The sequence below is a fragment of the Geodermatophilus sp. SYSU D00815 genome, assembly GCF_054050035.1.
Window position 1 is genome coordinate 36,490 of sequence record NZ_JBJGYO010000015.1, and the last position, 20,999, is coordinate 57,488.

Below are 20,999 nucleotides of genomic sequence, written 5' to 3' on the forward strand. Positions count from 1 at the left end.
AGTTTCGCCGCAGTGACATCGCGTGCAGCCGCGGCGCGCCGGACGGCGTCAGACGGGGCCGCCCCCAGCGGTCATCTCCGCGTCGGCGGGCAGTCGGGCCGGGGCGCCGGTCGACTTCGGCGTCCGCCGGGTGCGCCGTTCCACGTACCGCGCCAGCGCCGACAGCAGCACGTTGACCACGATGTAGAGCACCGCGGCGCCCACGTAGAGCTGGAAGGTGTAGGTGTCACCGAAGCGGAAGTTGAAGAACTCGACCAGGCTGCGCGCCTGCCGCAGCAGCTCCAGGTAGCCGACGATGAAGCCGAGCGAGGAGTCCTTGAGCAGCACGACCAGCTGCGCCACCAGGACCGGCAGCATCCGGCGGACCGCCTGGGGGAGCAGCACCGTCGTCATGACCTGCGTCTTGCGCATGCCGAGCGCGAAGGCCGCCTCCCGCTGACCGCGGTCGACCGACAGGATCCCGGCCCGGAAGATCTCGGCCAGGACGGCCATGTTGTAGAGCGTCAGCCCGAGCACCAGGGCCCGGAACGCCGTCATGGGGAGCCCGAGCGTGGGCAGGTAGAGCAGGCAGAACAGGATCAGGATCAGCAGCGGGACCGCGCGGAAGAACTCGATCACGGCCGTGACGGGCACGCGCACCCAGGCGTGGTCGGAGAGCCGGCCGACGGCGAGCAGCGCGCCGAGCACGGTGGCGAGCACCATGCCGACCGCGGCGGCGGCCAGCGTGTTCAGCAGCGCGTCCCAGAGCGCCTGGGGCACGCCGGCTGCGGGGTCGAACAGGATCGCCCAGCGGTCGGGGTCCAGCTGCTCGTTCTTCGCCAGCTGCCACAGCGCCAGACCCAGCAGGACGGCGACGAACAGGCCGCCGACCACCGTGCCGATGCGCTGGTTGCGCCGGGCGCGGGGGCCGGGCAGGTCGAACAGGACGGTCGCGCTCATCGGACGATCGCCACCCGCTTCTCGACGGTGCGGATCGCCCACGCCGAGGGCAGCGTGATCAGCAGGTAGGCCGCGACGATCGCGAGGAAGACGGCCAGCAGCCGGTCGGCGTTGACGTTGGACAGCCGCTGCAGGGCCGCGGTCAGGTCGGTGACCGCGAAGCCAGCCGCGATCGAGGTGTTCTTGGCCAGGGCGATCCACACGTTGCCCAGCGGGGGGACGACCGTGCGGAAGGCCTGCGGCAGCACCACCGAGCGCAGCGTCTGCCCGAAGTCGAGCCCGAGCGCCCGCGCGGCCTCGGCCTGCCCGGGCGGGACGGCGTTGATCCCCGACCGCAGCGCCTCGCAGACGAACGCGGCCGTGTAGAGCGACAGCGCGGCCACCGCGGCGACGAACCGGGACGGGAACTGCAGGCCGATCTCGACGATGCCGAAGACGAGGAAGAAGAAGACGACGGTCAGCGGGGTGTTGCGGAAGACCTCCACGTAGAAGCCCGCGAACCCGCGCAGCGGCGGGATCGGGCTCACGCGCATCCCGGCCAGCACGGTGCCGAGCGCCAGCGCGACGAGGCCGCTCAGGACCGCCAGCGACAGCGTGGTCAGGAACGCGCTGCGCAGCAGCGGGAAGTTGTCGACGACGAACGACACGGGCCCTCCTCCCTGGCTCCAGCCGGACACGAGGGGCGGGGACCGGGCTCGCCGCCCGGTCCCCGCCCCGTGCGATCAGTAGCGGTCGACCGCCGGCGGCTCCGGGGCCTCCTCGCCGGTGATCTGCCCGACCGTGCTGTCCCAGGCCTCCGCCCAGCGGCCGTCCTCGTAGGACTCCTCGAGGACGTCGTTGATGAAGGTCCGGAACTCGTCGTCGCCCTTGGGCAGGCCGATGCCGTACGGCTCCTCGGTGAACGGGTTGCCCACCAGCTCGAAGTCGTCGGGGCTGCCGGCGACCAGACCGGTCAGGATGACGTTGTCGGTGGTCACCGCCTGCACGTTGCCGTTGCGCAGGTCGTCGGCGCACTTGGAGTAGACGTCGTAGGTGACCAGCGTGGCCTGCGGGTAGTTGTCCCGGATGTTCTGCGCCGGGGTCGAGCCCTCGACCGAGCAGACCGTGAGGCCGGCCAGGTCGTCCGGGCCCTCGATGCCCTCGGGGTTGCCCGTGGCGACCATGATGTCCTGCCCGGCGACGTAGTACGGCCCGGCGAAGTCGACGACCTGCTTGCGCTGGTCGTTGATGGTGTACGTGGCGACGACGAAGTCGACCTGGCCGTTCTGGATGAACGGCTCGCGGTTGGCCGACACCGTCTCGACGAACTCCACGTTCTCCGGGTCGATCCCGAGCTCCGCGGCGATGATCTCGGCGATCGCGACGTCGAAGCCCTCGGGGCGCTGGGTCTGCGGGTTGAGCAGGCCGAACCCGGGCTGGTCGAACTTGGTGCCCACGGTGACGGTGCCGGCCTCGTTGAGGGCGGCCATCGTGGTGCCGGCCTCGAACTCGACGTCCTCCTGGACCTCCTGGGTGTTCTCGGCCTGCTGCTCGGTGTCCTGCCCGGCCTCGCTGGAACAGCCGGCGAGGACGACGCCGGCGGCCGCGAGGGCGGCGGCGGTGCGGGTGATGCGCATGGAGGGTCCTTTCTCGTGGTGCGTGCCGGGACGGCCCGGCGGGGTCCTCAGTGGTGGAGGATCTTGGACAGGAAGTCCTGCGCCCGCTCCGAGCGCGGGCTGGTGAAGAAGGTCTCGGGGTCGGCCGACTCGACGATGCGGCCGCCGTCCATGAAGACGACCCGGTTCGCCGCCCGGCGGGCGAAGCCCATCTCGTGGGTGACGACGACCATCGTCATGCCGTCGCGGGCCAGCGAGGTCATCACGTCGAGGACCTCGTTGATCATCTCCGGGTCGAGCGCCGACGTCGGCTCGTCGAAGAGCATGATCTTGGGATCCATCGCCAGCGCCCGCGCGATCGCCACCCGCTGCTGCTGGCCGCCGGAGAGCTGCGCCGGGTACTTGTCGGCCTGCGCACCCACGCCGACCCGGTCGAGCAGCTCCCGGGCGCGCTTCTCGGCGTCGGCCCGGCGCTGGCCGCGCACCTTGACCGGGCCGAGCGTGACGTTCTGCAGGATCGTCTTGTGGGCGAAGAGGTTGAAGCTCTGGAACACCATGCCCACGTCGCTGCGCAGCCTGGCCAGCTCCCGGCCCTCCGCGGGCAGCGGCTCTCCGTCGATGGTGATCTCGCCCTGCTGGATGGCCTCCAGCCGGTTGACGGTGCGGATCAGCGTCGACTTGCCCGACCCCGACGGGCCGATGACGACGATGACCTCGCCGCGCTCGATGGTCAGGTCGACGTCCTGGAGCACGTGCAGGTCGCCGAACCACTTGTTGACACCGGTGAGCCGCACCAGGGGCTCGGTCGTCGCGGGGCTGGCCACGCAACGACCCTAGGTGGACGGATTTCCGCGGAAGTCGCCGCGCGGCAACGAAGCCATAACGAAGCGTCCCGGCGGCCGCCCGTGCCCGGCGCCGTACCCTCGGGAGCTGCCATGGACACGACCGCGCCCGCCCGCACCTACCGCGTCCGCACCTTCGGGTGCCAGATGAACGTGCACGACTCCGAGCGGCTCTCCGGCCTGCTCGAGGCCGCCGGGTACCGGCCGGCCGCCGACGGGGACGACGCCGACGTCGTCGTCCTCAACACCTGCGCCGTGCGGGAGAACGCCGACAACCGGCTGTACGGCAACCTGGGGCACCTGCGGCCGGTGAAGGACGCGCACCCCGGCATGCAGATCGCGGTGGGGGGCTGCCTGGCGCAGAAGGACCGCGGCGAGATCGTGCGCAAGGCGCCGTGGGTCGACGTCGTCTTCGGCACGCACAACGTCGGCTCGCTGCCGGCGCTGCTGGAGCGGGCGCGGCACAACGCCGAGGCGCAGGTGGAGATCGCCGAGGCGCTGGAGGTCTTCCCCTCGACGCTGCCGGCCAAGCGCGACTCGGCCTACTCGGCGTGGGTGTCGATCAGCGTCGGCTGCAACAACACCTGCACGTTCTGCATCGTCCCGGCGCTGCGCGGCAAGGAGAAGGACCGCCGGCCGGGCGAGATCCTGGCCGAGGTGCAGGCGCTGGTCGACCAGGGCGTGCTCGAGGTGACCCTGCTCGGGCAGAACGTGAACAGCTACGGCGTCGAGTTCGGCGACCGCGGCGCGTTCGCCGACCTGCTGCGGGCCGCCGGCCGGATCGAGGGCCTGGAGCGGATCCGGTTCACGAGCCCCCACCCGCGCGAGTTCACCGACGACGTCATCGCCGCGATGGCGGAGACGCCGGCGGTCTGCCACCAGCTGCACATGCCGCTGCAGTCGGGCTCGGACGACGTCCTGCGGCGGATGCGGCGGGCGTACCGGCAGGAGCGCTACCTGGGCATCCTCGAGCGGGTGCGCGCCGCCATGCCCGACGCCGCGATCACCACCGACATCATCGTCGGCTTCCCGGGCGAGACCGAGGCCGACTTCGAGCAGACCCTCGACGTCGTCCGGCAGGCCCGCTTCGCCGGCGCCTTCACGTTCCAGTACTCCAAGCGGCCCGGCACGCCGGCGGCCGAGATGGCGGGCCAGCTGCCCAAGGCCGTCGTCCAGGAGCGCTACGAGCGGCTGGTCGCGCTGCAGGACGAGATCAGCTGGGCCGAGAACCGGGCGCTGGTCGGCACGGCCGTCGAGCTGCTGGTGTCGGCGGGGGAGGGCAGCAAGGACGCCGTCCGCGGGCGGATGACCGGCCGGGCCCGCGACGGCCGGCTCGTGCACTTCACCGCCACCGACGGCGTCCGGCCCGGCGACGTCGTCGAGACCGTGCTCACCCAGGCCGCGCCGCACCACCTGGTCGCCGACGGGCCGCTGCGGTCGCACCGGCGCACCCGCGCCGGTGACGCCGGCGAGGCCGGCACCCGGCCGACCACGCCGGGCGTCCTCCTGGGCATGCCCGCCGTCCGGGTGTAGGCCCCGCTGCAGGGCCCCGCCGCCAGCGTGCGAGCGGTGGGGGCAGCGGGGCCCTCCTGCTAGCGCCGGGCGGCGGACTTCTCGGCCTCGGCCAGCCACTCGCGGCGGGTGGCGAGGTTCGCCCGCGCCTCCTCGATGCGCCGCGCGTCGCCGGCCGCCTCGGCCTTGGCCAGCTGCTCCTCGGCCTTGGTGACCGCGGCGCGCATCGAGGTCACCATCGGGTTCTCGGGCGCGACCCGCGAGCGGCCGGCGTCGGCGGCGCCGCGGACCTTCTGCTCGACGGCCTGCATCCGGTCCTCCAGGGCGCGCATGGCGCCGCGCGGGACATGGCCGATCGCGTCGTAGCGCTCCTGGATCCGGCGCAGGAGGTTCTGCGCGTTCCCCGACGACGGGTCGATCTTCTCGGCCTCGGCGAGCAGCGCCTCCTTCTTCTCCTGGTTGGCCACCTGCTCGGCGTTGCGGGCCTTGTCCTGCTCGGCGCGGGCGTTGAAGAAGACGTCCTGCGCGGCGCGGAACTGCTTCCACAGGTCGTCGTCGCCGTCGCGGCCGGTGCGGGGCACCGCCTTCCACCGCTCCATGAGGCCGCGCATCGCCGCCGACGTCGGCCCCCAGTCGGTGGACGTCGACAGCCGCTGCGCCTCGGCGATGAGCTCCTGCTTGGCCGCGCGGGCCTCGTTGCGCTGGGCGTCGAGGGCGGCGAAGTGCGCTCCGCGGCGGCGGCCGAAGGCGTCGCGGGCGGCGGCGAACCGCGACCAGAGCGCCTCGTCGGTCTTGCGGTCGATGCCGCGGATGGTCTTCCACTCCTCGACGATCGCCTTGAGCCGGTCGCCGGCCGCCTTCCACGACGTGGACTCGGCCGCGATCTGCTCGGCCTCGGCGGCCAGCGCCTCCTTGCGCGCGATCTGCGCGGCCCGGGCGGCGGCCTTCTCGGCGCGGGACTCCGCGGCGGCGGAGTCGGCCGTCTCGACCATGGCGCGCGCCCGCGCCGCCAGCCCGTCGAGGTCGCCGACGGCGGCGGCGGTCGGGATGGAGTCGGCGAGCGCCTGCGCCTTGGCCTTGAGCTCGCCGGGATTGCCGGTGTGCGCCTTGAGCCGCGCCTCCAGCAGCGACACCTCGGTGGCCAGGTCGTCGTAGCGGCGCGCGTAGTGGGCCAGCCCGGCGGCCGGGTCGCCGGCCTGCCACGAGCCGACCGCGCGCTCGCCGTCGGCGGTGCGCACGTAGACCGTGCCGTCCTCGTCGACCCGCCCCCACCGGGCGGGGTCGTGGGCGACCGCCGCGGGCTCGGCGGGGGCCTCGGCAGCGGGCGCGTGGGTCGGGACGGCGGCGGGGCTGGGGACGGCGGGGGCCTCCGCGGCGGGTGCCTGCTCCGCGGCGGGCTGCTCCTCGGCGGGCTGCTCGTCGGCGGGCCGCTCCGCGGCGGGCCGCTCCTCGGCGGGCGCCTGCTCCTCGGCGGCCGGCTCCTGCGCCGCGGACGGCGCGTCGGCCGTCGGGTCGGCCAGCTCCGCGTCACCGGGCACCGGCGCGGCCGGCGTCCCCGCGTCCGGGGTCACCGCGTCGGAAGCCGCCGCATCCGGCGGAAGGGCCTGCTGCGTCCCGTCTCCGGGGGTCTGCGTGCTCGACACGGAGCGCAGTGTCCCACGCCGCATCGGCGACACTCTCGGTGTGAGCACCACCCCCGCCGGGGCGCGCACGGTCGCCGTCGCCTTCTGCCCCTGCCCGCCCCTGCTGCCCCCCGAGGTGGCCGGGCGGGCGGCCGCCGACACGGCGGCGCTGCGGTCGGCCTGCACCACGGCGGTGGCCGCGGCGCTCGCCCGCGCGCCGGAGGTGGTGGTCGTCGTCGGCCCGGGCGCCGCACCGGGCACCCGCTTCGGGGCGGGCGACGGCGGCGACCTGCGCGGCTTCGGCGTCGACCTCGAGGTGCCGTTCTCCGGTCCGGTCCGCCCCGGCGGCCGGCGCACGCCGCTGGCCCACACCCTCGGCGCCTGGCTGCTGGACCGGGCGGGGCACGCGGGCGCCCGCCTCGGCACCGGCCCGGCGGACCTCGCCGACGTCCTCGCCGGGCTGCCCGGCGACGTCGCCGTCCTGGCCATGGGCGACGGCTCCGCCTGCCGCACGCCGAAGGCCCCCGGCTCCCTCGACGACGCCGCCGCTCCCTTCGACGCCGCGGTCGCGGCGGCGCTGGCCGAGGGCGACGCCGCCGCCCTCGCCGCCCTCGACCCGGCGGAGGGGGAGCGGCTGCTCGCCGCCGGGGTCCCGGTCTGGCGCGCGGTCGGTGCCGCGCTCGCCGGGGCGCGCGTCACCGCGACCCTCCACCACGACGACGCGCCCTTCGGCGTGGGCTACCTGGTCGCCGACTGGGTCGTGGCGTGACCCCGCCGCCCCCCGTGGTCGCCGTCGTCGGGCCGACCGCCACCGGCAAGACCGCCCTGGCCGTCGACCTGGCCCGGCGGCTGGGCGGCGAGGTGGTCAACGCCGACTCCATGCAGCTGTACCGCGGCATGGACATCGGCACCGCCAAGCCCACCGCCGAGGAGCGCGGCGGGGTGCCGCACCACGTGTACGACCTGTGGCACGTCCGCGAGCCGGCCTCGGTCGCCGAGTACCGCCGGCACGCCCGGGCGGCGATCGACCGGCTGCGCGCCGACGGCGTGGTTCCCCTGCTGGTCGGCGGCTCGGGCCTCTACGTGCGCGCGGTCCTCGACGACCTGGACATCCCGGGGACCGACCCGGCGGTGCGGGCCCGGCTCTCCGCCGAGCTGGCGGAGGTCGGCCCGGCCGTGCTGCACACCCGGCTCGCCGGGCTGGACCCCGAGGCGGCCGGGGCGATCCTGCCGAGCAACGGCCGGCGGATCGTGCGCGCGCTGGAGGTGCTCGAGGTGACCGGGCAGCCGTTCCGCGCCACGCTGCCCGAGCCGACGCCCCGCTACCCGGTGGTCGGCGTGGGCCTGGACCGCGAGCCGGGCGAGCTCGACGAACGGATCGCCGTGCGGGTGGAGCGGATGTGGGCGGCCGGCTTCGTCGCCGAGGTGGAGCGGCTGGCGGCCGACGGCCTGCGGGAGGGCCCCACCGCCGCGCGCGCGCTCGGCTACGCCCAGGTGCTGGCCCAGCTCGACGGGGAGCTCGGCCCCGACGAGGCGCGGGAGCGGACCGTGCGCACCACCCGCCGCTTCGTCCGCCGGCAGCGCTCGTGGTTCCGCCGCGACGCCGCGCTCACCTGGTTCGACGCCGCCCGGCCCGACCTGGCCGAGGCGGTCACCGCGCACGTCGGCGCCCGTACCATCGACGCGTGACCGACCGGGTGCTCAAGGGGCACGGCACCGAGAACGACTTCGTCGTCCTGCCGGACCCCGACGGCACCGCCTGGCCCGCCGACCGGCTGACGCCGGGGCTGGTGCGCCGGCTGTGCGACCGGCGGGCCGGGATCGGCGGCGACGGCGTGCTCCGCGTCGTCCGCTCGGTGCGCGTGCCCGACGCGCCGGCCGTCCTCGGCGACGACCTCGCCCGCTGCGAGTGGTTCATGGACCACCGCAACGCCGACGGGTCGCTGGCCGAGATGTGCGGCAACGGGATCCGGCTGTTCCTCCACGTGCTCGTCATCGAGGGCCTGCTGGACCGGTCCGCCTGCGAGGCCGGGGTGCTGGTCGGCACCCGCGGCGGCCCGCGGCGGGTGGGCGCGGTGCCCGGCGGCGGCTACTGGGTCGACATGGGGCCGGCGCGGCCGTTCGGCCGCGGCGACGCCAAGCTGCCCGGGGGCTCCCTGCCCGGGCTCGCCGTCTCGATGGGCAACCCCCACCTGGTCTGCCTCACCGACGTGCCGGTCGACTCCCTCGACCTCACCGCGCCGCCCGTCGTCGACCCGGCGCTGTTCCCCGAGGGCGTCAACGTCGAGGTTGTCAACGTGCTCGACCCCGGCCGGCACATCCGGCTGCGGGTCCACGAGCGGGGTGTCGGGGAGACCCGCTCGTGCGGCACCGGCGCGGTGGCGTCGGCCTACGTGGCGGTGACCGCGGGCGGCGCCGCCACCGGCGACGTCGTCGTCGACGTGCCCGGCGGCCGGCTCTCGGTCCGGATCGACGGCGCGACCACCGTGCTCACCGGCCCGGCCGTCGTCGTCTCGGCCGGCGAGCTCACCGGGGAGTGGCTGGCCGGCTAGGGGTTGTCCGGGCTGTCGGCCCGGTTCTCCGGCTCCTCGGTGGGCGGTTCGGGCTTGTCGGCCGGGCCGACGTTGCCCTCGCCCGCCGGCCGGCCCTGCCCGGTGTCCTGGCTGCCGCCGAAGAGCACGTTGCGCGGCGGGTCGAGGCCCGCCGGGTCCGCGCCGGGGTCGTCGACGTCGTGGCTCGTGCTGGTGGCACCGGTCTCGCTCATGCGGGCCACCTACCCGGCGGAGGTGCTGCTCACCCGCGCGTCCCCGGCGGTCGCGTCCCACTCGCGCGGCAGGTCCCGCATGCGCACCAGCGGGCTCGCCACCACCCACACCGCGGCGAGCCCGTTGACGGCGACGGAGATCCACAGCGTCGGCACCACGCCGAGCCAGGTCCCGAGCGCCCCGCCGAGCAGGGCGCCGAGCGGCTGGGTGCCGAACACGATGAAGCGCACCGAGGCGTTCATCCGGCCGAGCAGGTGCGGCGGGCACAGGCGCTGCCGGAAGCTGACCTGGGTGATGTTGTAGGCCACGACCGCCCAGCTGAACCCGAACCACCCCAGGACCAGCAGCACCGCCGGGGCGCCGAGGACCGCCAGCGGGACCAGGGCGGTGAACGGCAGCAGCACCACCGACGCCAGCGGGATGGCCCGCCCCTCGCCGACCCACCGGGCGAAGCGCGCCCCGGTCACCGCGCCCACCAGGCCGCCCACCGCGCCGGCCGCGAAGACGATGCCGACGGTGCTCTCCGACAGCCCGAGCTCGCGCAGCGCGTAGAGCACCAGGAGCGCGCCGCTCATCGCGCCGGCGAAGTTCGCCGTGCCGGTGCAGGCGACGATCCGGCGCAGCAGCGGGTGGCGGACGACGAAGGCGAGCCCCTCGGCGATCTCCACGCGCAGCGGCCGGCGGGTGGCGCGGTCGGGCACCGCCTCGACGTGCCGGATCCGCCCGATGAAGAGCGCCGACAGGAGGAAGGACAGGGCGTCGAACGCGATGAGCAGCGGCGCGCCCAGGACCCGGAGCAGGACGCCGGTGATCCCGGGCCCGGCCACGTGGGCCACCGCGCGGCTGCTCTCCAGCTTGCCGTTGCCGTCGACGATCTGGTCGGGCGTGACCAGCGTGGGCAGGTAGCTCTGGTAGGCGATGTCGAAGAAGACCGTCGCCGTCCCGGTGACCGCCGCCACCACGAACAGCTGCGGCAGGCTCAGCAGGTCGAGCCACCAGGCGATCGGCAGCGAGGCCAGCGCCGCGGCCCGGACCAGGTCGTTGACCACCATCACGCGCTTGCGCCGCCACCGGTCGACCCAGGCGCCGGCCGGCAGGCCGATCAGGAGGAACGCCGCCGTCTCCAGCGCGGTGAGCACCCCCATCTCCAGCGGGGTGGCGTGCAGCAGCGTGACGGCGAGGACCGGCAGCGCCAGCAGGGTGATCTGCGTGCCGACCTGGCTGACGGTCTCCGCGGCCCACAGCCGGCGGAAGTCGCCGTGCCGCCAGAGGCTCTCCGGGGTGCTCACGGCGGGAAGCCTCCGCCGACTGATTGGGGAAAGTCAATCAGTCGGCGGCGTGTCGCCTAGGCTCGCGGCGTGACCGAGCCGGAGGTGCCGTGGATCCGCGGGGAGAAGCGCCGGGCCACCGACGCGGAGTACCGCGCCGTCGCCTCCGCCGTCCGGCTGCGGATCCTGCGGTTGTGCGCGTCCGAGGCGCTCACCAACAAGGAGCTCGCCGAGCGGCTCGGCCGCAACCCCGCGACGGTGCTGCACCACGTGCGCACGCTGGTCGACACCGGCTTCCTCGCCGCGCAACCCGCCCGCCGGGGCGCCCGCGGCTCGCGGGAGGTGCCCTACCGGGCCACCGGCAAGAGCTGGCTGATGGACGTCGACGACCGCCCGAACCCCGCCCGCGACCCCATGCTGGCCGCCTTCCTCGAAGAGGTCGCCGAGGTGGGGGAGGAGCGCCTGCAGAGCAGCCGGCTGGGGCTGCGGCTCGCGGCCGCGGACCTCGAGGAGTTCCGCCGGCGGCTGCACGCCCTGCTCGACGAGTACGCCCGCCGGCCGCACGAGCCGGACGGCGAGCGGTGGTCGTTGTACCTCGGGATGCACCCGGAGGCGTGATGCGTTGTACCCGGCGATGACATCTGCTGCAGGAACCCAGGTGACCGTGTCGGACCCACGTGCCACGCTGGACCCGATGACCACCGCTCACGAACGCCCCCTCGTCGACGAGCCGGACGACACCACCGGCTCCTACGCCCTCGAGGAGCGCGGTGCCCTCCGGCGCGTCGCCGGGCTGTCGACCGAGCTCTCCGACATCACCGAGGTCGAGTACCGCCGGCTGCGCCTGGAGCGCGTCGTGCTGGTCGGCGTCTGGACCGAGGGGACGGCGGCCGACGCCGACCGGTCCCTCGCCGAGCTCGCCGCGCTGGCCGAGACCGCCGGCTCCGTCGTCCTCGAGGCGGTCAACCAGCGCCGCTCCACGCCCGACGCCGGCACGTACGTCGGCTCGGGCAAGGCCGCCGAGATCCGCGACATCGTCGCCGCCACCGGCGCCGACACCGTGATCTGCGACGGCGAGCTGACCCCCGGCCAGCTCAACGCGCTGGAGAAGATCCTCAAGGTCAAGGTCGTCGACCGGACGGCGCTGATCCTCGACATCTTCGCCCAGCACGCCAGCAGCCGGGAGGGCAAGGCGCAGGTCGAGCTCGCCCAGATGCAGTACATGCTGCCGCGGCTGCGCGGCTGGGGTGAGTCGCTGTCCCGGCAGGCCGGTGGCCGCGTCGCCGGCGGTGGCGGGATCGGCACCCGCGGCCCCGGTGAGACGAAGATCGAGACCGACCGGCGGCGCATCCGGGCCCGCATGAGCAAGCTGCGCCGCGAGATCGCGGGCATGGCCACCGCGCGGGCCACCCAGCGCTCGAGCCGGGGGCGCAACGCCGTCCCCAGCGTGGCGATCGCCGGGTACACCAACGCCGGCAAGTCGAGCCTGCTCAACCAGCTCACCGGCGCCGGCGTGCTCGTGCAGAACGCGCTGTTCGCCACCCTCGACCCGACCGTCCGCCGGGCGCAGGCGCCCGACGGCCGCGAGTACACGCTGACCGACACCGTGGGCTTCGTGCGGCACCTGCCGCACCAGCTGGTCGACGCGTTCCGGTCGACGCTCGAGGAGGTCGCCGCCGCCGATCTGCTGCTGCACGTGGTCGACGGCTCCGACCCCGACCCGCTCGGCCAGATCAACGCGGTGCACACCGTGCTGTCGGAGATCGACGCCGCCGCCGTGCCCGAGCTCGTCGTCGTCAACAAGGTCGACGCGATGACCGAGGACGACGTGCTCGCGCTGCGCCAGGCGCTGCCCGGCGCGGTGTGGGTCTCGGCGAAGACGGGGCTGGGCATCGACCGGCTCCGCGACGAGGTCGCGGCGCGGCTGCCGCACCCGGACGTCGACGTCGACGTGCTGGTGCCCTACGGCCGCGGCGACCTCGTGGCCCGGGTCCACCGCGACGGCGAGGTCCTCTCCGAGGAGCACGAGGCCGGGGGCACGCGGCTCACCGCGCGCGTCGACGGCGCCCTGGCCGCGGCCCTGGAGGAGTTCGCGGCGCCGACCGCCTGAGCGGCGCGCGCCACCCGTCCGGGCGATGGAGATCACGATCGGGTCACGGCCCGGTACCGTGACGCCGTGACGAGCGGCGCGGTGCGACGGCCACCCGGCGACCCGTCCGCCGTTCCCGGCCCGCCGCCGGAGCCGGGCCGCGCCGTCTCGGACGGCCGGCCGTCCTGGTGGCTGGCCGGGGTGGCGGCGGTGGTCACCGCCGTGGTCACCGTCGACCTGCTCAGCCGCGGCTGGTTGGAGTGGATGGACCTGCGGGTCTCCGAGGTCGTCAGCTCCTGGGGGCTGCGCGACTCGGCGGCGTACTGGCCGGTCTGGGCGGTCACCCAGCTCGGCGGCCGCGGGTTCATCCTGCTGATGCTGGCCGTGCTGGTCGGCTACACCTGCTGGTCGCGCCGCACGCTGCTGCCGCTGCTGCGCGTCCTGGTGGCGCTCTTCCTGCTCACCGTGGTGGTCTACGGCTTCAAGTACGGCACCGGCCGCACCGCCCCGGCGTACCCCGGCTCGTTCTTCCACCGGGACGGCGAGTCCTACCCGTCGGGCCACGTCGCCAACGCCGTCCTCATGTGGGGCGTCGCCCGCTGGCAGGCCGTGGAGTTCGGGTTGCCCGCCCGGGTGCAGCGCGCGCTGTGGTGGTTGTCGATCCTGGGCCCCGTCGCCACGGCCGTGGCGATGGTGTCGCTGGACTTCCACTGGGTCACCGACGCGGTCGTGGGCGGCGCCGTCGGCATCCTGCTGCTGGGCGTGGTGCATGCACTCGACGCGACGGTTCTGTCACGCTGGGTTCGTGCCCGAGACGGCCGGTCCGCGTAGTCGCGTGCCCGCGCGCCTCCTGACGGCCGGCGCGCTCGTCGCGACGCTCGCCCTCGGCCCCGCCGTCCCCGCCGGCGCGGCGCCCGCCGCACCCGGGTCGGCCGCCGGTGGCTCCGGCGCGCCGCAGACGCTGTGCCAGGTCACCGATCCCCGGCTGGCCGAGCTGTCGGGCCTGGTCGTCGTGGGCGACCGCATGGTGGCGATGAACGACGGCGGCGAGCAGCTGGCCGTCCACGTGCTCGACGCCGCCTGCCAGGTGGTGGAGTCGCGCACCGGCACGGTCGACCCCTACGACCCCGAGGACCTGGCCGTCGGCGCGGACGGCACGGTGTGGCTGGCCGACATCGGCGACAACCGGCTCGACCGGCCGACGGTCGCGCTGCTGGCGCTGCGGCCGGACGGGAGCACCGGCGTCCACCGGCTGACCTACCCCGACGGTCCGCACGACGCGGAGTCGCTGCTGCTGGCCCCGGACGGCACCCCGTACCTGGTCACCAAGGAGGTGCTCGGCGCGAGCGGCGTCTACCGGCCGGCCGCGCCGCTGGCCGACGGCGGGACGGTGCCCCTCGAGCGCGTCGGCACCGTGAGCTTCACCCTGACCGGCACCCAGGGCGGTCCGGTAGGCCGGGCCGGCCAGCTCATGGCCACCGGGGGAGCGGTCTCCCGCGACGGGCGTCTGCTGGCGCTGCGCACCTACACCGACGCCTACGTGTGGCCGCTGAGCGGCTCCGACGTGCCCGGTGCGCTCGCCGGCGAACCGGTGCGCCTCGCCCTACCCGCCGAGCCGCAGGGCGAGGCGATCAGCTTCAGCGCCGACGACCGCCAGCTCGTGGTCGCCGGCGAGGGGCCACCGGGGAACGTGACGCTCGTGGCGGCGACCGCCCAGCTGGCACCGGTGGCCGCCGCGGCGTCGTCGGCCGCGCCCGGCGCGACCGGCGCGGGCCCGCCCACCTTCACCGCGGCGCTCGTCGCCGCGGCGGTCGCCACGATCGTCGTGGGGGTGGGCAGCCTGCTCCGGCGGCTGCGGCGGAGCGGGGTCTAGGACCCCGCCCCGCGGGCCGGGCTCAGACCCGGCGCAGGACGGTGACGACCCGGCCGAGGATCGTCGCGTCGTCACCCGGGATGGGCTCGTACGCTGGGTTGTGGGGCAGCAGCCAGACGTGCCCGTCGCGGCGCTTGTAGGTCTTGACGGTGGCCTCGCCGTCGATCATGGCCGCGACGATCTCGCCGTTCTCGGCGGTCGGCTGCTGTCGCACGACCACCCAGTCGCCGTCGCAGATCGCCGCCTCGACCATCGAGTCACCGGCCACCTTGAGCATGAACAGCGTGCCGTCGCCGACCAGCTCGCGCGGCAGCGGGAAGACGTCCTCGACCGCCTGCTCGGCGAGCACCGGCCCACCGGCGGCGATCCGGCCCACGAGCGGGACGTAGGTGGGCGCCGGCGCCGCGTCGTCGGCCACGGGGGCCGCGGGCAGGGCGTGGTCGCCGGGCAGCCGCACGTCGAGGGCGCGGGGGCGGTTGGGGTCGCGGCGCAGCCAGCCCTTCTTCTGCAGCACCGACAGCTGGTGCGCGACCGAGGACGCCGAGGAGAGCCCGACCGCCTCGCCGATCTCCCGCACCGACGGCGGGTAGCCGCGCCGCTCGACCGAGTCGCGGATGACCTCGAGGACACGGCGCTGCCGCTGGGTGAGCCCGTCGCCGGCGTCCGCGCGGTCGGGGAAGGCGCGGACGGCGGCCGTCCGCTCCTCCGTCGCCGTCCCGGCCGGCTCCGCGGTGGCCGCGGCCCGGCGCCGGGTGCTCGTCCCCGTGCCGTCGCCGGCTGCCCGGCGACCGCCCGACGTCCCCCTCGTGCTCGCCACGTCTCCTCCTCGCCCGCCGGGCCGGTGCCCACCGTCCCACGCGTCCGTCCGTCGTCGTGGCAGACGGTAGCGCTGTCGACGCGAAGAATCAAACACACGTTCGAAGGGCGGCCGTGTCGGGTCGCTTCTGTCGGCGCGCTCCGGTAGACATCGATCAGGCGTTCGATTCGAACAGACGTTCGAGAACGCGACGGGTCCGCAACGTCGGGAGGAGTGGCCGTGGGAAGCGTGCAGCAGGCCGTGCTGGAGTTCGACGAGGCGGTGCAGGCGCCGTGGCGCCCGTCGCTGCGGGCCGTGGCCCGCCCCGCGCACCCCGTCCGCCCGGCGGTGGAGGTCCCCGGTCCGACGCGCGCCCGGGTCGGGCGGACGCCTGCCGCCGTCCCGCCCCCACCCCGCCCGCGCCGCCCGGTACCCGGCCGGGCGCCGGGCGGTCGGGCGCCCGCCGCGCCGCCGGCGCCGACCGTGCGCACGGTGCACGGAGGGTGCACGCCCCGGCGGCGGCCGCGGCCGGCCCCGGTGCGGCTCACCCGGCGAGCCCGCCGGATGGCCGTGGTCCTCGCGCTCGGCGCCGGGGTGGCACTGGGGGCCTGGGTGGGGCCGCTCGTCACGGGAGGGGACGAGGCCGGCCTGCAGCTGGTGGGGGAGAGCCGCGTGGTCGTGCGGCCGGGTGACACGCTGTGGTCGATCGCGGGCACGCTCGCCCCCGGCCAGGACGTCCGGGCCGTGGTCGACGCCCTCCAGCGGGTCAACCACCTCGACGGCACCGCGCTGGTGCCGGGGCAGGTGCTGGAGCTGCCCTGAGGTCCCCCGAGCGGGGCGGTGGGGTCGACGGACGGGCGGCCGGCCGCAAGGACACCGACAAGATCGAGGGCTCGACTTCGTCAACCCTCAGTACCCGAGCCTTCACGCTCTGTGCTGACCCGGACGCATACGGTCGTCGCGTGCCAGGCGCCATGGGAAGTCGTGCAGCGGTGTTCACCAGCCAGCCGCAGGCCGTCGAGGTCTACTCGGCGGGCGAGTGGCTGCCCGGCTCGCTCCTCGGCTGGCGGCACGACGCCGACGGCGGCTGCCAGGTGCGGGTCCGGCTCACCGTGGGTGGCGTCGAGGAGTCCGTGTGGACGGAGCTCGAGTGCCTCCGCCTGCCGGAGCGGCGCCTCGCGGTCGCGCCCACGTCGGCCGACGACCCCGCCGCCACCCGCAGCATGCGCCTGGCCGACGTGGCGACCGCCGGGGCGGCGCGCCGCGGGCGTCCGGCCGCGCCCGGGGCCGCGCGTGCGACGGGCACCGTGGCCGACCCGGCCGCGACCCGGGGGCTGCCGGCGTACCGGGGCGACGCGGCGAGCCGCGCGAGCCACCCGGCCGGCCGGCGCCGGCGTGCCGACTCCCGGGTCGTGGGGGAGACCGCGGAGTTCCCGGCGGTGGAGGCGCCCGTCCCGGCGGGGCGGCACCGCGCGCCGGCCGCGCCGGCCGGCACCGGTCGGCACCGTGCCGCCGACACGGGCGTGCTCGTCGCCGCGACCGGGCAGGCCCCACGGGTTCCCGCCCCGCGGGGCCCCGAAGCGCCCGTCCCCGCGGTGGTCCCCTCGCCCGAGCCCGACCTCTTCACCCGGCCGATGCGCCTCGACGGGGTGGGGCGCGCAGGTGCGGTGCCCAAGCCCCGGGCCGCCCGCTGGGACGACACGCTCACCGGGGTCTAGGGCCGGGCGGGGTCCCCGCCGGATCACCGGCCGCCCGCTCCCGGTGTGCCGCGGGGTGCGCAGGATGCACCCGCGGCTCGGCGGTCGCCACCCGCGTGGGCGAGTCGCGCGGCGTGTCGTGTGACTGCTGGGTCGCGGTGTTGCGGCTGGTCACGGCGGAACAGAAGTCTCGCGCGTCGTCTTGCACATGTAGTGGAGCCCGCCCTAGGGTTCCCCTACATCTAGTAGTTACAGGTCTGTAAGCCCGTCCACACCCGGTCCTCAGGTTCTCCCCGGGACGTCCACCGGATGTCCCCAGGGGGGTCCACAGGGAGCGGGTCGGGCGGGGCCTGGGGCGAGCCGCGGGAGGGGGTCGATCGCCGTGCGGTGCCCGTTCTGCCACAACCCCGACAGCCGGGTCATCGACTCGCGCGAGGCCGACGAGGGCGCCACCACCCGGCGACGCCGGTCCTGCCCCGCCTGCGGGCGCCGGTTCACCACCGTCGAGGAGGCGGTGCTGGCCGTCGTCAAGCGCAGCGGGGTGAGCGAGCCGTTCAACCGCAGCAAGGTGGTCGCCGGCGTGCGCCGCGCCTGCCAGGGGCGGCCGGTCGACGAGGCGCAGCTGCAGCAGCTCGCGCAGCAGGTCGAGGACGCCATCCGCGCCACCGGTGCGGCCGAGGTGCCCAGCCAGGAGGTCGGCCTGGCCATCCTGCGCCCGCTGCGGGAGCTCGACGAGGTGGCCTACCTCCGCTTCGCCAGCGTCTACCGCGCGTTCGACTCGCTCGAGGACTTCGAGAAGGAGATCACCGAGCTGCGCGCGCGCCACCTGCCCGGCGGCACCCCGCCGCTGCCGGGCCTGCCGCCGGAGGGCCCGCCGACCCGCCGCCGGGGCGGGCGCACCTAGCCACCGGGCCGCGGACCACCTCCGGCGCCGGCGCCGGAACCCGAGCACGACCAGCGAGAACTGTCAGCACCACCCGCTACACACCAGTCAGGGCACCACCGATCGCGGCGCTTCCCCAGCCGCAGCCGCACCAAGGGAGAGCTCCAACTCATGACCGAGACCGACGACCGCCTGTCCACCGCCCGCAGCCGCCGCGGGGGCAAGGCGCCTGCCCGGGGGAAGGGCCTGAAGGTCAAGCGGGTCTTCACCACCGCCGGGGTGCACCCGTACGACGAGGTGACCTGGGAGCGCCGCGACGTCGTCATGACCAACTGGCGTGACGGCTCGATCAACTTCGAGCAGCGCGGCGTGGAGTTCCCCGCCGAGTGGAGCATCAACGCGACGAACATCGTCACGACGAAGTACTTCCGCGGGGCGGTGGGGACCCCGCAGCGGGAGAGCAGCCTGCGCCAGCTCATCGACCGGGTCGTCCTGACCTACGGGGCGGCCGGCCGCGAGCACGGCTACTTCGCCAGCGAGGGCGACGCCGAGATCTTCGAGCACGAGCTCACCTGGATGCTGCTGCACCAGTACTTCAGCTTCAACTCGCCGGTCTGGTTCAACGTCGGCACCAGCGCGCCGCAGCAGGTCAGCGCCTGCTTCATCCTCGCCGTCGACGACACGATGGACTCGATCCTGAACTGGTACCGGGAGGAGGGGCTCATCTTCAAGGGCGGCTCGGGTGCCGGCCTCAACCTCTCCCGCATCCGCTCCTCCAAGGAGCTGCTCTCCTCCGGCGGCACCGCCTCCGGCCCGGTCAGCTTCATGCGCGGTGCCGACGCCTCCGCCGGGACCATCAAGTCCGGCGGCGCCACCCGCCGCGCGGCCAAGATGGTCGTCCTCGACATCGACCACCCCGACATCGAGGAGTTCATCGAGACCAAGGCGCGCGAGGAGGACAAGATCCGCGCGCTGCGCGACGCCGGGTACGACATGGACCTCGGCGGCAAGGACATCACCAGCGTCCAGTACCAGAACGCCAACAACTCGGTGCGGGTCTCCGACGAGTTCATGCGCGCGGTCGAGGAGGGCACCGAGTTCGGGCTGCGGGCGCGGCTCGACGGCTCGGTCATCGAGACCGTCGACGCCAAGACGCTGTTCCGCAAGGTCACGCAGGCCGCCTGGGAGTGCGCCGACCCGGGCATCCAGTACGACGACACGATCAACGACTGGCACACCAACCCCGAGACCGGCCGGATCAACGCGTCCAACCCGTGCTCGGAGTACATGAGCCTCGACAACAGCTCGTGCAACCTTGCGTCGCTGAACCTGATGAAGTTCCTCAAGGACGACGGGACCTTCGACACCAAGAACTTCGTCAAGGCCGTCGAGCTGGTCATCACCGCGATGGACATCTCGATCTGCTTCGCCGACTTCCCGACCGAGCCGATCGGGGAGACCACCCGGGCCTACCGCCAGCTCGGCATCGGTTACGCCAACCTGGGCGCGCTGCTCATGGCCACCGGCCACGCCTACGACTCGCGCGGCGGCCAGACCCTCGCGGCGGCCATCACCTCGCTGATGACCGGCACCGCCTACCGGCGCTCGGCCGAGCTGGCCGGCATCGTCGGCGCGTACGACGGCTTCGCCCGCAACGCCGACGCCCACGCCCGCGTGATGCGCAAGCACGCCGCGGCCAACGACGCCATCCGCCCGGTCGGCGCCGACGACGCCGACGTGCTCAGGGCGGCCACCGCCGAGTGGCAGGAGTGCCTGGCCATCGGCGCCGAGAACGGCTGGCGCAACGCCCAGGCCTCGGTGCTCGCCCCCACCGGCACGATCGGCTTCATGATGGACTGCGACACGACCGGCATCGAGCCGGACTTCTCGCTGGTCAAGTTCAAGAAGCTGGTCGGCGGCGGCTCGATGCAGATCGTCAACCAGACGGTGCCGCGCGCGCTCAAGAGCCTGGGCTACCAGGAGGAGCAGATCGAGGCGATCGTCGAGTACATCGCCGAGCACGGCCACGTGGTCAACGCCCCGAGCCTGCGGCCGGAGCACTACGAGGTCTTCGACTGCGCCATGGGCGAGCGGGCCATCTCCCCGATGGGCCACGTGCGGATGATGGCGGCGGTCCAGCCGTTCATCTCCGGCGCCATCAGCAAGACGGTCAACATGCCGGAGTCGGCCACCGTCGAGGACGTCGAGAACATCTACTTCCAGGGTTGGAAGCTCGGCCTCAAGGCGCTGGCCATCTACCGCGACAACTGCAAGGTCGGCCAGCCCCTCTCCGACGCCAAGGCGAAGAAGGCCGACGCCGAGGTGAAGGTCGAGGCCGCCCCGACGGCGCTGGCCCACCCGGTGCGCAAGCGGCTGCCGAAGAAGCGGACGAGCATGACGACCTCGTTCAGCGTCGCCGGCGCCGAGGGCTACATGACCGCCGGGATGTACGAGGACGGCAGCCTCGGCGAGGTGTTCCTCAAGCTCGGCAAGCAGGGCTCGACCCTGGCCGGTGTCATGGACGCCTTCTCGATCGCGCTGTCGATCGCGCTGCAGCACGGTGTGCCGCTGGAGACCTACATCCAGAAGTTCACCAACATGCGCTTCGAGCCGGCCGGCATGACCGACGACCCGGACATCCGGATCGCCCAGTCGGTGATGGACTACATCTTCCGCCGCCTGGCGCTGGACCACCTGCCGGTCGAGACCCGCGCGACCCTCGGCATCTTCACCGCCGAGGAGCGGGCCGCCCAGGTGTCCGGCTACGACACCTCCGCGTCGGCCGGCACGGTCGTCGAGGAGGAGGAGGTCGACGTCGAGGCGCTGCGCAGCTCGGTGCCCACCGACGAGCGCAAGCCGGAGCCCAAGGCGGAGAAGCCGGCCAAGGAGGCGCACTCCTCGGCCGAGCTGCTCGAGCTGGTCACCGGCAACGTCACCGACGCGCCGCTGTGCATGACCTGCGGCACGAAGATGCGCCCCGCCGGCAGCTGCTACGTCTGCGAGGGCTGCGGCTCCACCAGCGGCTGCAGCTGATCAGCCGCTGAACCCACCGGCGCCCCGGTCCCGCTCCGCGCGGGCCGGGGCGCCGGTCGTCGTGCGGGACGCCGCCGCCGGCCGA

Annotated in this window: 20 protein-coding genes; 12 read left to right on the plus strand and 8 right to left on the minus strand. The window is 74.6% G+C overall.

The annotated features are described in order from the left end of the window. Window positions 1-48: 48 nt before the first annotated feature. The 4 genes from ACI78S_RS16525 to ACI78S_RS16540 all read right to left on the minus strand — a co-directional run bounded on the left by ACI78S_RS16525 (window position 49) and on the right by ACI78S_RS16540 (window position 3,358). Window positions 49-939, minus strand: coding sequence for an amino acid ABC transporter permease (locus tag ACI78S_RS16525; protein WP_456975236.1), 891 nt, complete (start codon window positions 937-939; stop codon window positions 49-51). Next, complete coding sequence (locus tag ACI78S_RS16530) at window positions 936-1,586, minus strand: amino acid ABC transporter permease (protein ID WP_456975238.1); 651 nt, start codon at window positions 1,584-1,586, stop codon at window positions 936-938. Before ACI78S_RS16530 ends, ACI78S_RS16525 begins: the two co-directional genes overlap by 4 nt. Before the next feature lie 75 nt (window positions 1,587-1,661). Continuing rightward, the gene (locus ACI78S_RS16535) at window positions 1,662-2,555 is read right to left on the minus strand and encodes a glutamate ABC transporter substrate-binding protein (RefSeq protein WP_456975240.1); all 894 of its coding nucleotides are present in this window, start codon (window positions 2,553-2,555) and stop codon (window positions 1,662-1,664) included. 47 nt (window positions 2,556-2,602) lie between these two features. Beyond that, window positions 2,603-3,358 carry an amino acid ABC transporter ATP-binding protein gene (locus tag ACI78S_RS16540; RefSeq protein ID WP_456975242.1) on the minus strand — a complete coding sequence of 252 codons (756 nt, stop codon included), beginning with the start codon at window positions 3,356-3,358 and terminating at the stop codon, window positions 2,603-2,605. A 111-nt stretch (window positions 3,359-3,469) separates the two neighbouring features. On the opposite strand from ACI78S_RS16540, the gene miaB reads away from it, so the two are divergent. Beyond that, on the plus strand, window positions 3,470-4,909 hold the full coding sequence (gene miaB, locus ACI78S_RS16545) for a tRNA (N6-isopentenyl adenosine(37)-C2)-methylthiotransferase MiaB (RefSeq protein WP_456975244.1): 1,440 nt from the start codon (window positions 3,470-3,472) through the stop codon (window positions 4,907-4,909). A 59-nt stretch (window positions 4,910-4,968) separates the two neighbouring features. Here the strand turns inward: miaB and ACI78S_RS16550 are convergent, their stop codons facing one another. Further along, window positions 4,969-6,459: a DUF349 domain-containing protein gene (locus ACI78S_RS16550; RefSeq protein ID WP_456975246.1), complete on the minus strand. Its 1,491-nt coding sequence runs from the start codon at window positions 6,457-6,459 to the stop codon at window positions 4,969-4,971. Between the two features lie 112 nt (window positions 6,460-6,571). Between ACI78S_RS16550 and ACI78S_RS16555 the strand changes: the two genes are divergently transcribed. Genes ACI78S_RS16555 through dapF form a run of 3 tightly spaced genes read left to right on the plus strand, consistent with a single transcriptional unit; the run spans window position 6,572 to window position 9,062 of the window. Next, entirely contained in the window at window positions 6,572-7,279 is a 708-nt protein-coding gene (locus tag ACI78S_RS16555) for a hypothetical protein (RefSeq protein WP_456975248.1), read from the plus strand. Next, entirely contained in the window at window positions 7,276-8,199 is a 924-nt protein-coding gene (gene miaA / locus ACI78S_RS16560) for a tRNA (adenosine(37)-N6)-dimethylallyltransferase MiaA (RefSeq protein ID WP_456975250.1), read from the plus strand. Before ACI78S_RS16555 ends, miaA begins: the two co-directional genes overlap by 4 nt. After that, window positions 8,196-9,062 (plus strand): diaminopimelate epimerase, encoded by an 867-nt coding sequence (gene dapF / locus ACI78S_RS16565; RefSeq protein ID WP_456975252.1) that lies wholly within the window; start codon window positions 8,196-8,198, stop codon window positions 9,060-9,062. Before miaA ends, dapF begins: the two co-directional genes overlap by 4 nt. On the opposite strand, the gene ACI78S_RS16570 is transcribed toward dapF, so the two are convergent. Together ACI78S_RS16570 and ACI78S_RS16575 are read right to left on the minus strand one after the other, a co-directional pair. After that, complete coding sequence (locus tag ACI78S_RS16570) at window positions 9,059-9,274, minus strand: hypothetical protein (protein ID WP_456975253.1); 216 nt, start codon at window positions 9,272-9,274, stop codon at window positions 9,059-9,061. The two genes, dapF and ACI78S_RS16570, sit on opposite strands and share 4 nt — an antisense overlap. A gap of 9 nt (window positions 9,275-9,283) precedes the next feature. Continuing rightward, on the minus strand, window positions 9,284-10,564 hold the full coding sequence (locus tag ACI78S_RS16575; RefSeq protein WP_456975255.1) for an MFS transporter: 1,281 nt from the start codon (window positions 10,562-10,564) through the stop codon (window positions 9,284-9,286). Between the two features lie 69 nt (window positions 10,565-10,633). Here ACI78S_RS16575 and ACI78S_RS16580 point away from each other — a divergent pair, with 69 nt between their 5' ends. The 4 genes from ACI78S_RS16580 to ACI78S_RS16595 all read left to right on the plus strand — a co-directional run bounded on the left by ACI78S_RS16580 (window position 10,634) and on the right by ACI78S_RS16595 (window position 14,505). Then, entirely contained in the window at window positions 10,634-11,161 is a 528-nt protein-coding gene (locus tag ACI78S_RS16580; protein WP_456975257.1) for an ArsR/SmtB family transcription factor, read from the plus strand. A 76-nt stretch (window positions 11,162-11,237) separates the two neighbouring features. After that, the gene (hflX, locus tag ACI78S_RS16585; protein ID WP_456975259.1) at window positions 11,238-12,653 is read left to right on the plus strand and encodes a GTPase HflX; all 1,416 of its coding nucleotides are present in this window, start codon (window positions 11,238-11,240) and stop codon (window positions 12,651-12,653) included. A 66-nt stretch (window positions 12,654-12,719) separates the two neighbouring features. Continuing rightward, complete coding sequence (locus ACI78S_RS16590; RefSeq protein ID WP_456975261.1) at window positions 12,720-13,463, plus strand: phosphatase PAP2 family protein; 744 nt, start codon at window positions 12,720-12,722, stop codon at window positions 13,461-13,463. Window positions 13,464-13,467: 4 nt separating this feature from the next. Beyond that, on the plus strand, window positions 13,468-14,505 hold the full coding sequence (locus ACI78S_RS16595; RefSeq protein ID WP_456975263.1) for a hypothetical protein: 1,038 nt from the start codon (window positions 13,468-13,470) through the stop codon (window positions 14,503-14,505). Window positions 14,506-14,527: 22 nt separating this feature from the next. On the opposite strand, the gene lexA is transcribed toward ACI78S_RS16595, so the two are convergent. Continuing rightward, window positions 14,528-15,322: a transcriptional repressor LexA gene (lexA, locus tag ACI78S_RS16600; RefSeq protein ID WP_456975265.1), complete on the minus strand. Its 795-nt coding sequence runs from the start codon at window positions 15,320-15,322 to the stop codon at window positions 14,528-14,530. Between the two features lie 219 nt (window positions 15,323-15,541). On the opposite strand from lexA, the gene ACI78S_RS16605 reads away from it, so the two are divergent. The 4 genes from ACI78S_RS16605 (at window position 15,542) to ACI78S_RS16620 (ending at window position 20,914) form a co-directional block, all read left to right on the plus strand. Continuing rightward, window positions 15,542-16,123 carry a LysM peptidoglycan-binding domain-containing protein gene (locus tag ACI78S_RS16605; protein ID WP_456975267.1) on the plus strand — a complete coding sequence of 194 codons (582 nt, stop codon included), beginning with the start codon at window positions 15,542-15,544 and terminating at the stop codon, window positions 16,121-16,123. A 152-nt stretch (window positions 16,124-16,275) separates the two neighbouring features. Further along, on the plus strand, window positions 16,276-17,019 hold the full coding sequence (locus tag ACI78S_RS16610) for a hypothetical protein (RefSeq protein WP_456975269.1): 744 nt from the start codon (window positions 16,276-16,278) through the stop codon (window positions 17,017-17,019). Window positions 17,020-17,380: 361 nt separating this feature from the next. Next, window positions 17,381-17,902, plus strand: a complete 522-nt coding sequence (nrdR, locus tag ACI78S_RS16615) for a transcriptional regulator NrdR (RefSeq protein WP_456975271.1) — start codon at window positions 17,381-17,383, stop codon at window positions 17,900-17,902. 150 nt (window positions 17,903-18,052) lie between these two features. Further along, complete coding sequence (locus ACI78S_RS16620) at window positions 18,053-20,914, plus strand: vitamin B12-dependent ribonucleotide reductase (protein WP_456975273.1); 2,862 nt, start codon at window positions 18,053-18,055, stop codon at window positions 20,912-20,914. Window positions 20,915-20,999: the final 85 nt, after the last annotated feature.

What these genes read in the sequence shown, in the direction of transcription:
- ACI78S_RS16525 (WP_456975236.1), bottom strand. Translation starts at nt 939, where the DNA reads ATGAGCGCGACCGTCCTGTTCGACCTGCCCGGCCCCCGCGCCCGGCGC.
- ACI78S_RS16535 (WP_456975240.1), bottom strand. Translation starts at nt 2,555, where the DNA reads ATGCGCATCACCCGCACCGCCGCCGCCCTCGCGGCCGCCGGCGTCGTC.
- miaB (WP_456975244.1), top strand. Translation starts at nt 3,470, where the DNA reads ATGGACACGACCGCGCCCGCCCGCACCTACCGCGTCCGCACCTTCGGG.
- ACI78S_RS16570 (WP_456975253.1), bottom strand. Translation starts at nt 9,274, where the DNA reads ATGAGCGAGACCGGTGCCACCAGCACGAGCCACGACGTCGACGACCCC.
- hflX (WP_456975259.1), top strand. Translation starts at nt 11,238, where the DNA reads ATGACCACCGCTCACGAACGCCCCCTCGTCGACGAGCCGGACGACACC.
- ACI78S_RS16610 (WP_456975269.1), top strand. Translation starts at nt 16,276, where the DNA reads ATGGGAAGTCGTGCAGCGGTGTTCACCAGCCAGCCGCAGGCCGTCGAG.
- ACI78S_RS16620 (WP_456975273.1), top strand. Translation starts at nt 18,053, where the DNA reads ATGACCGAGACCGACGACCGCCTGTCCACCGCCCGCAGCCGCCGCGGG.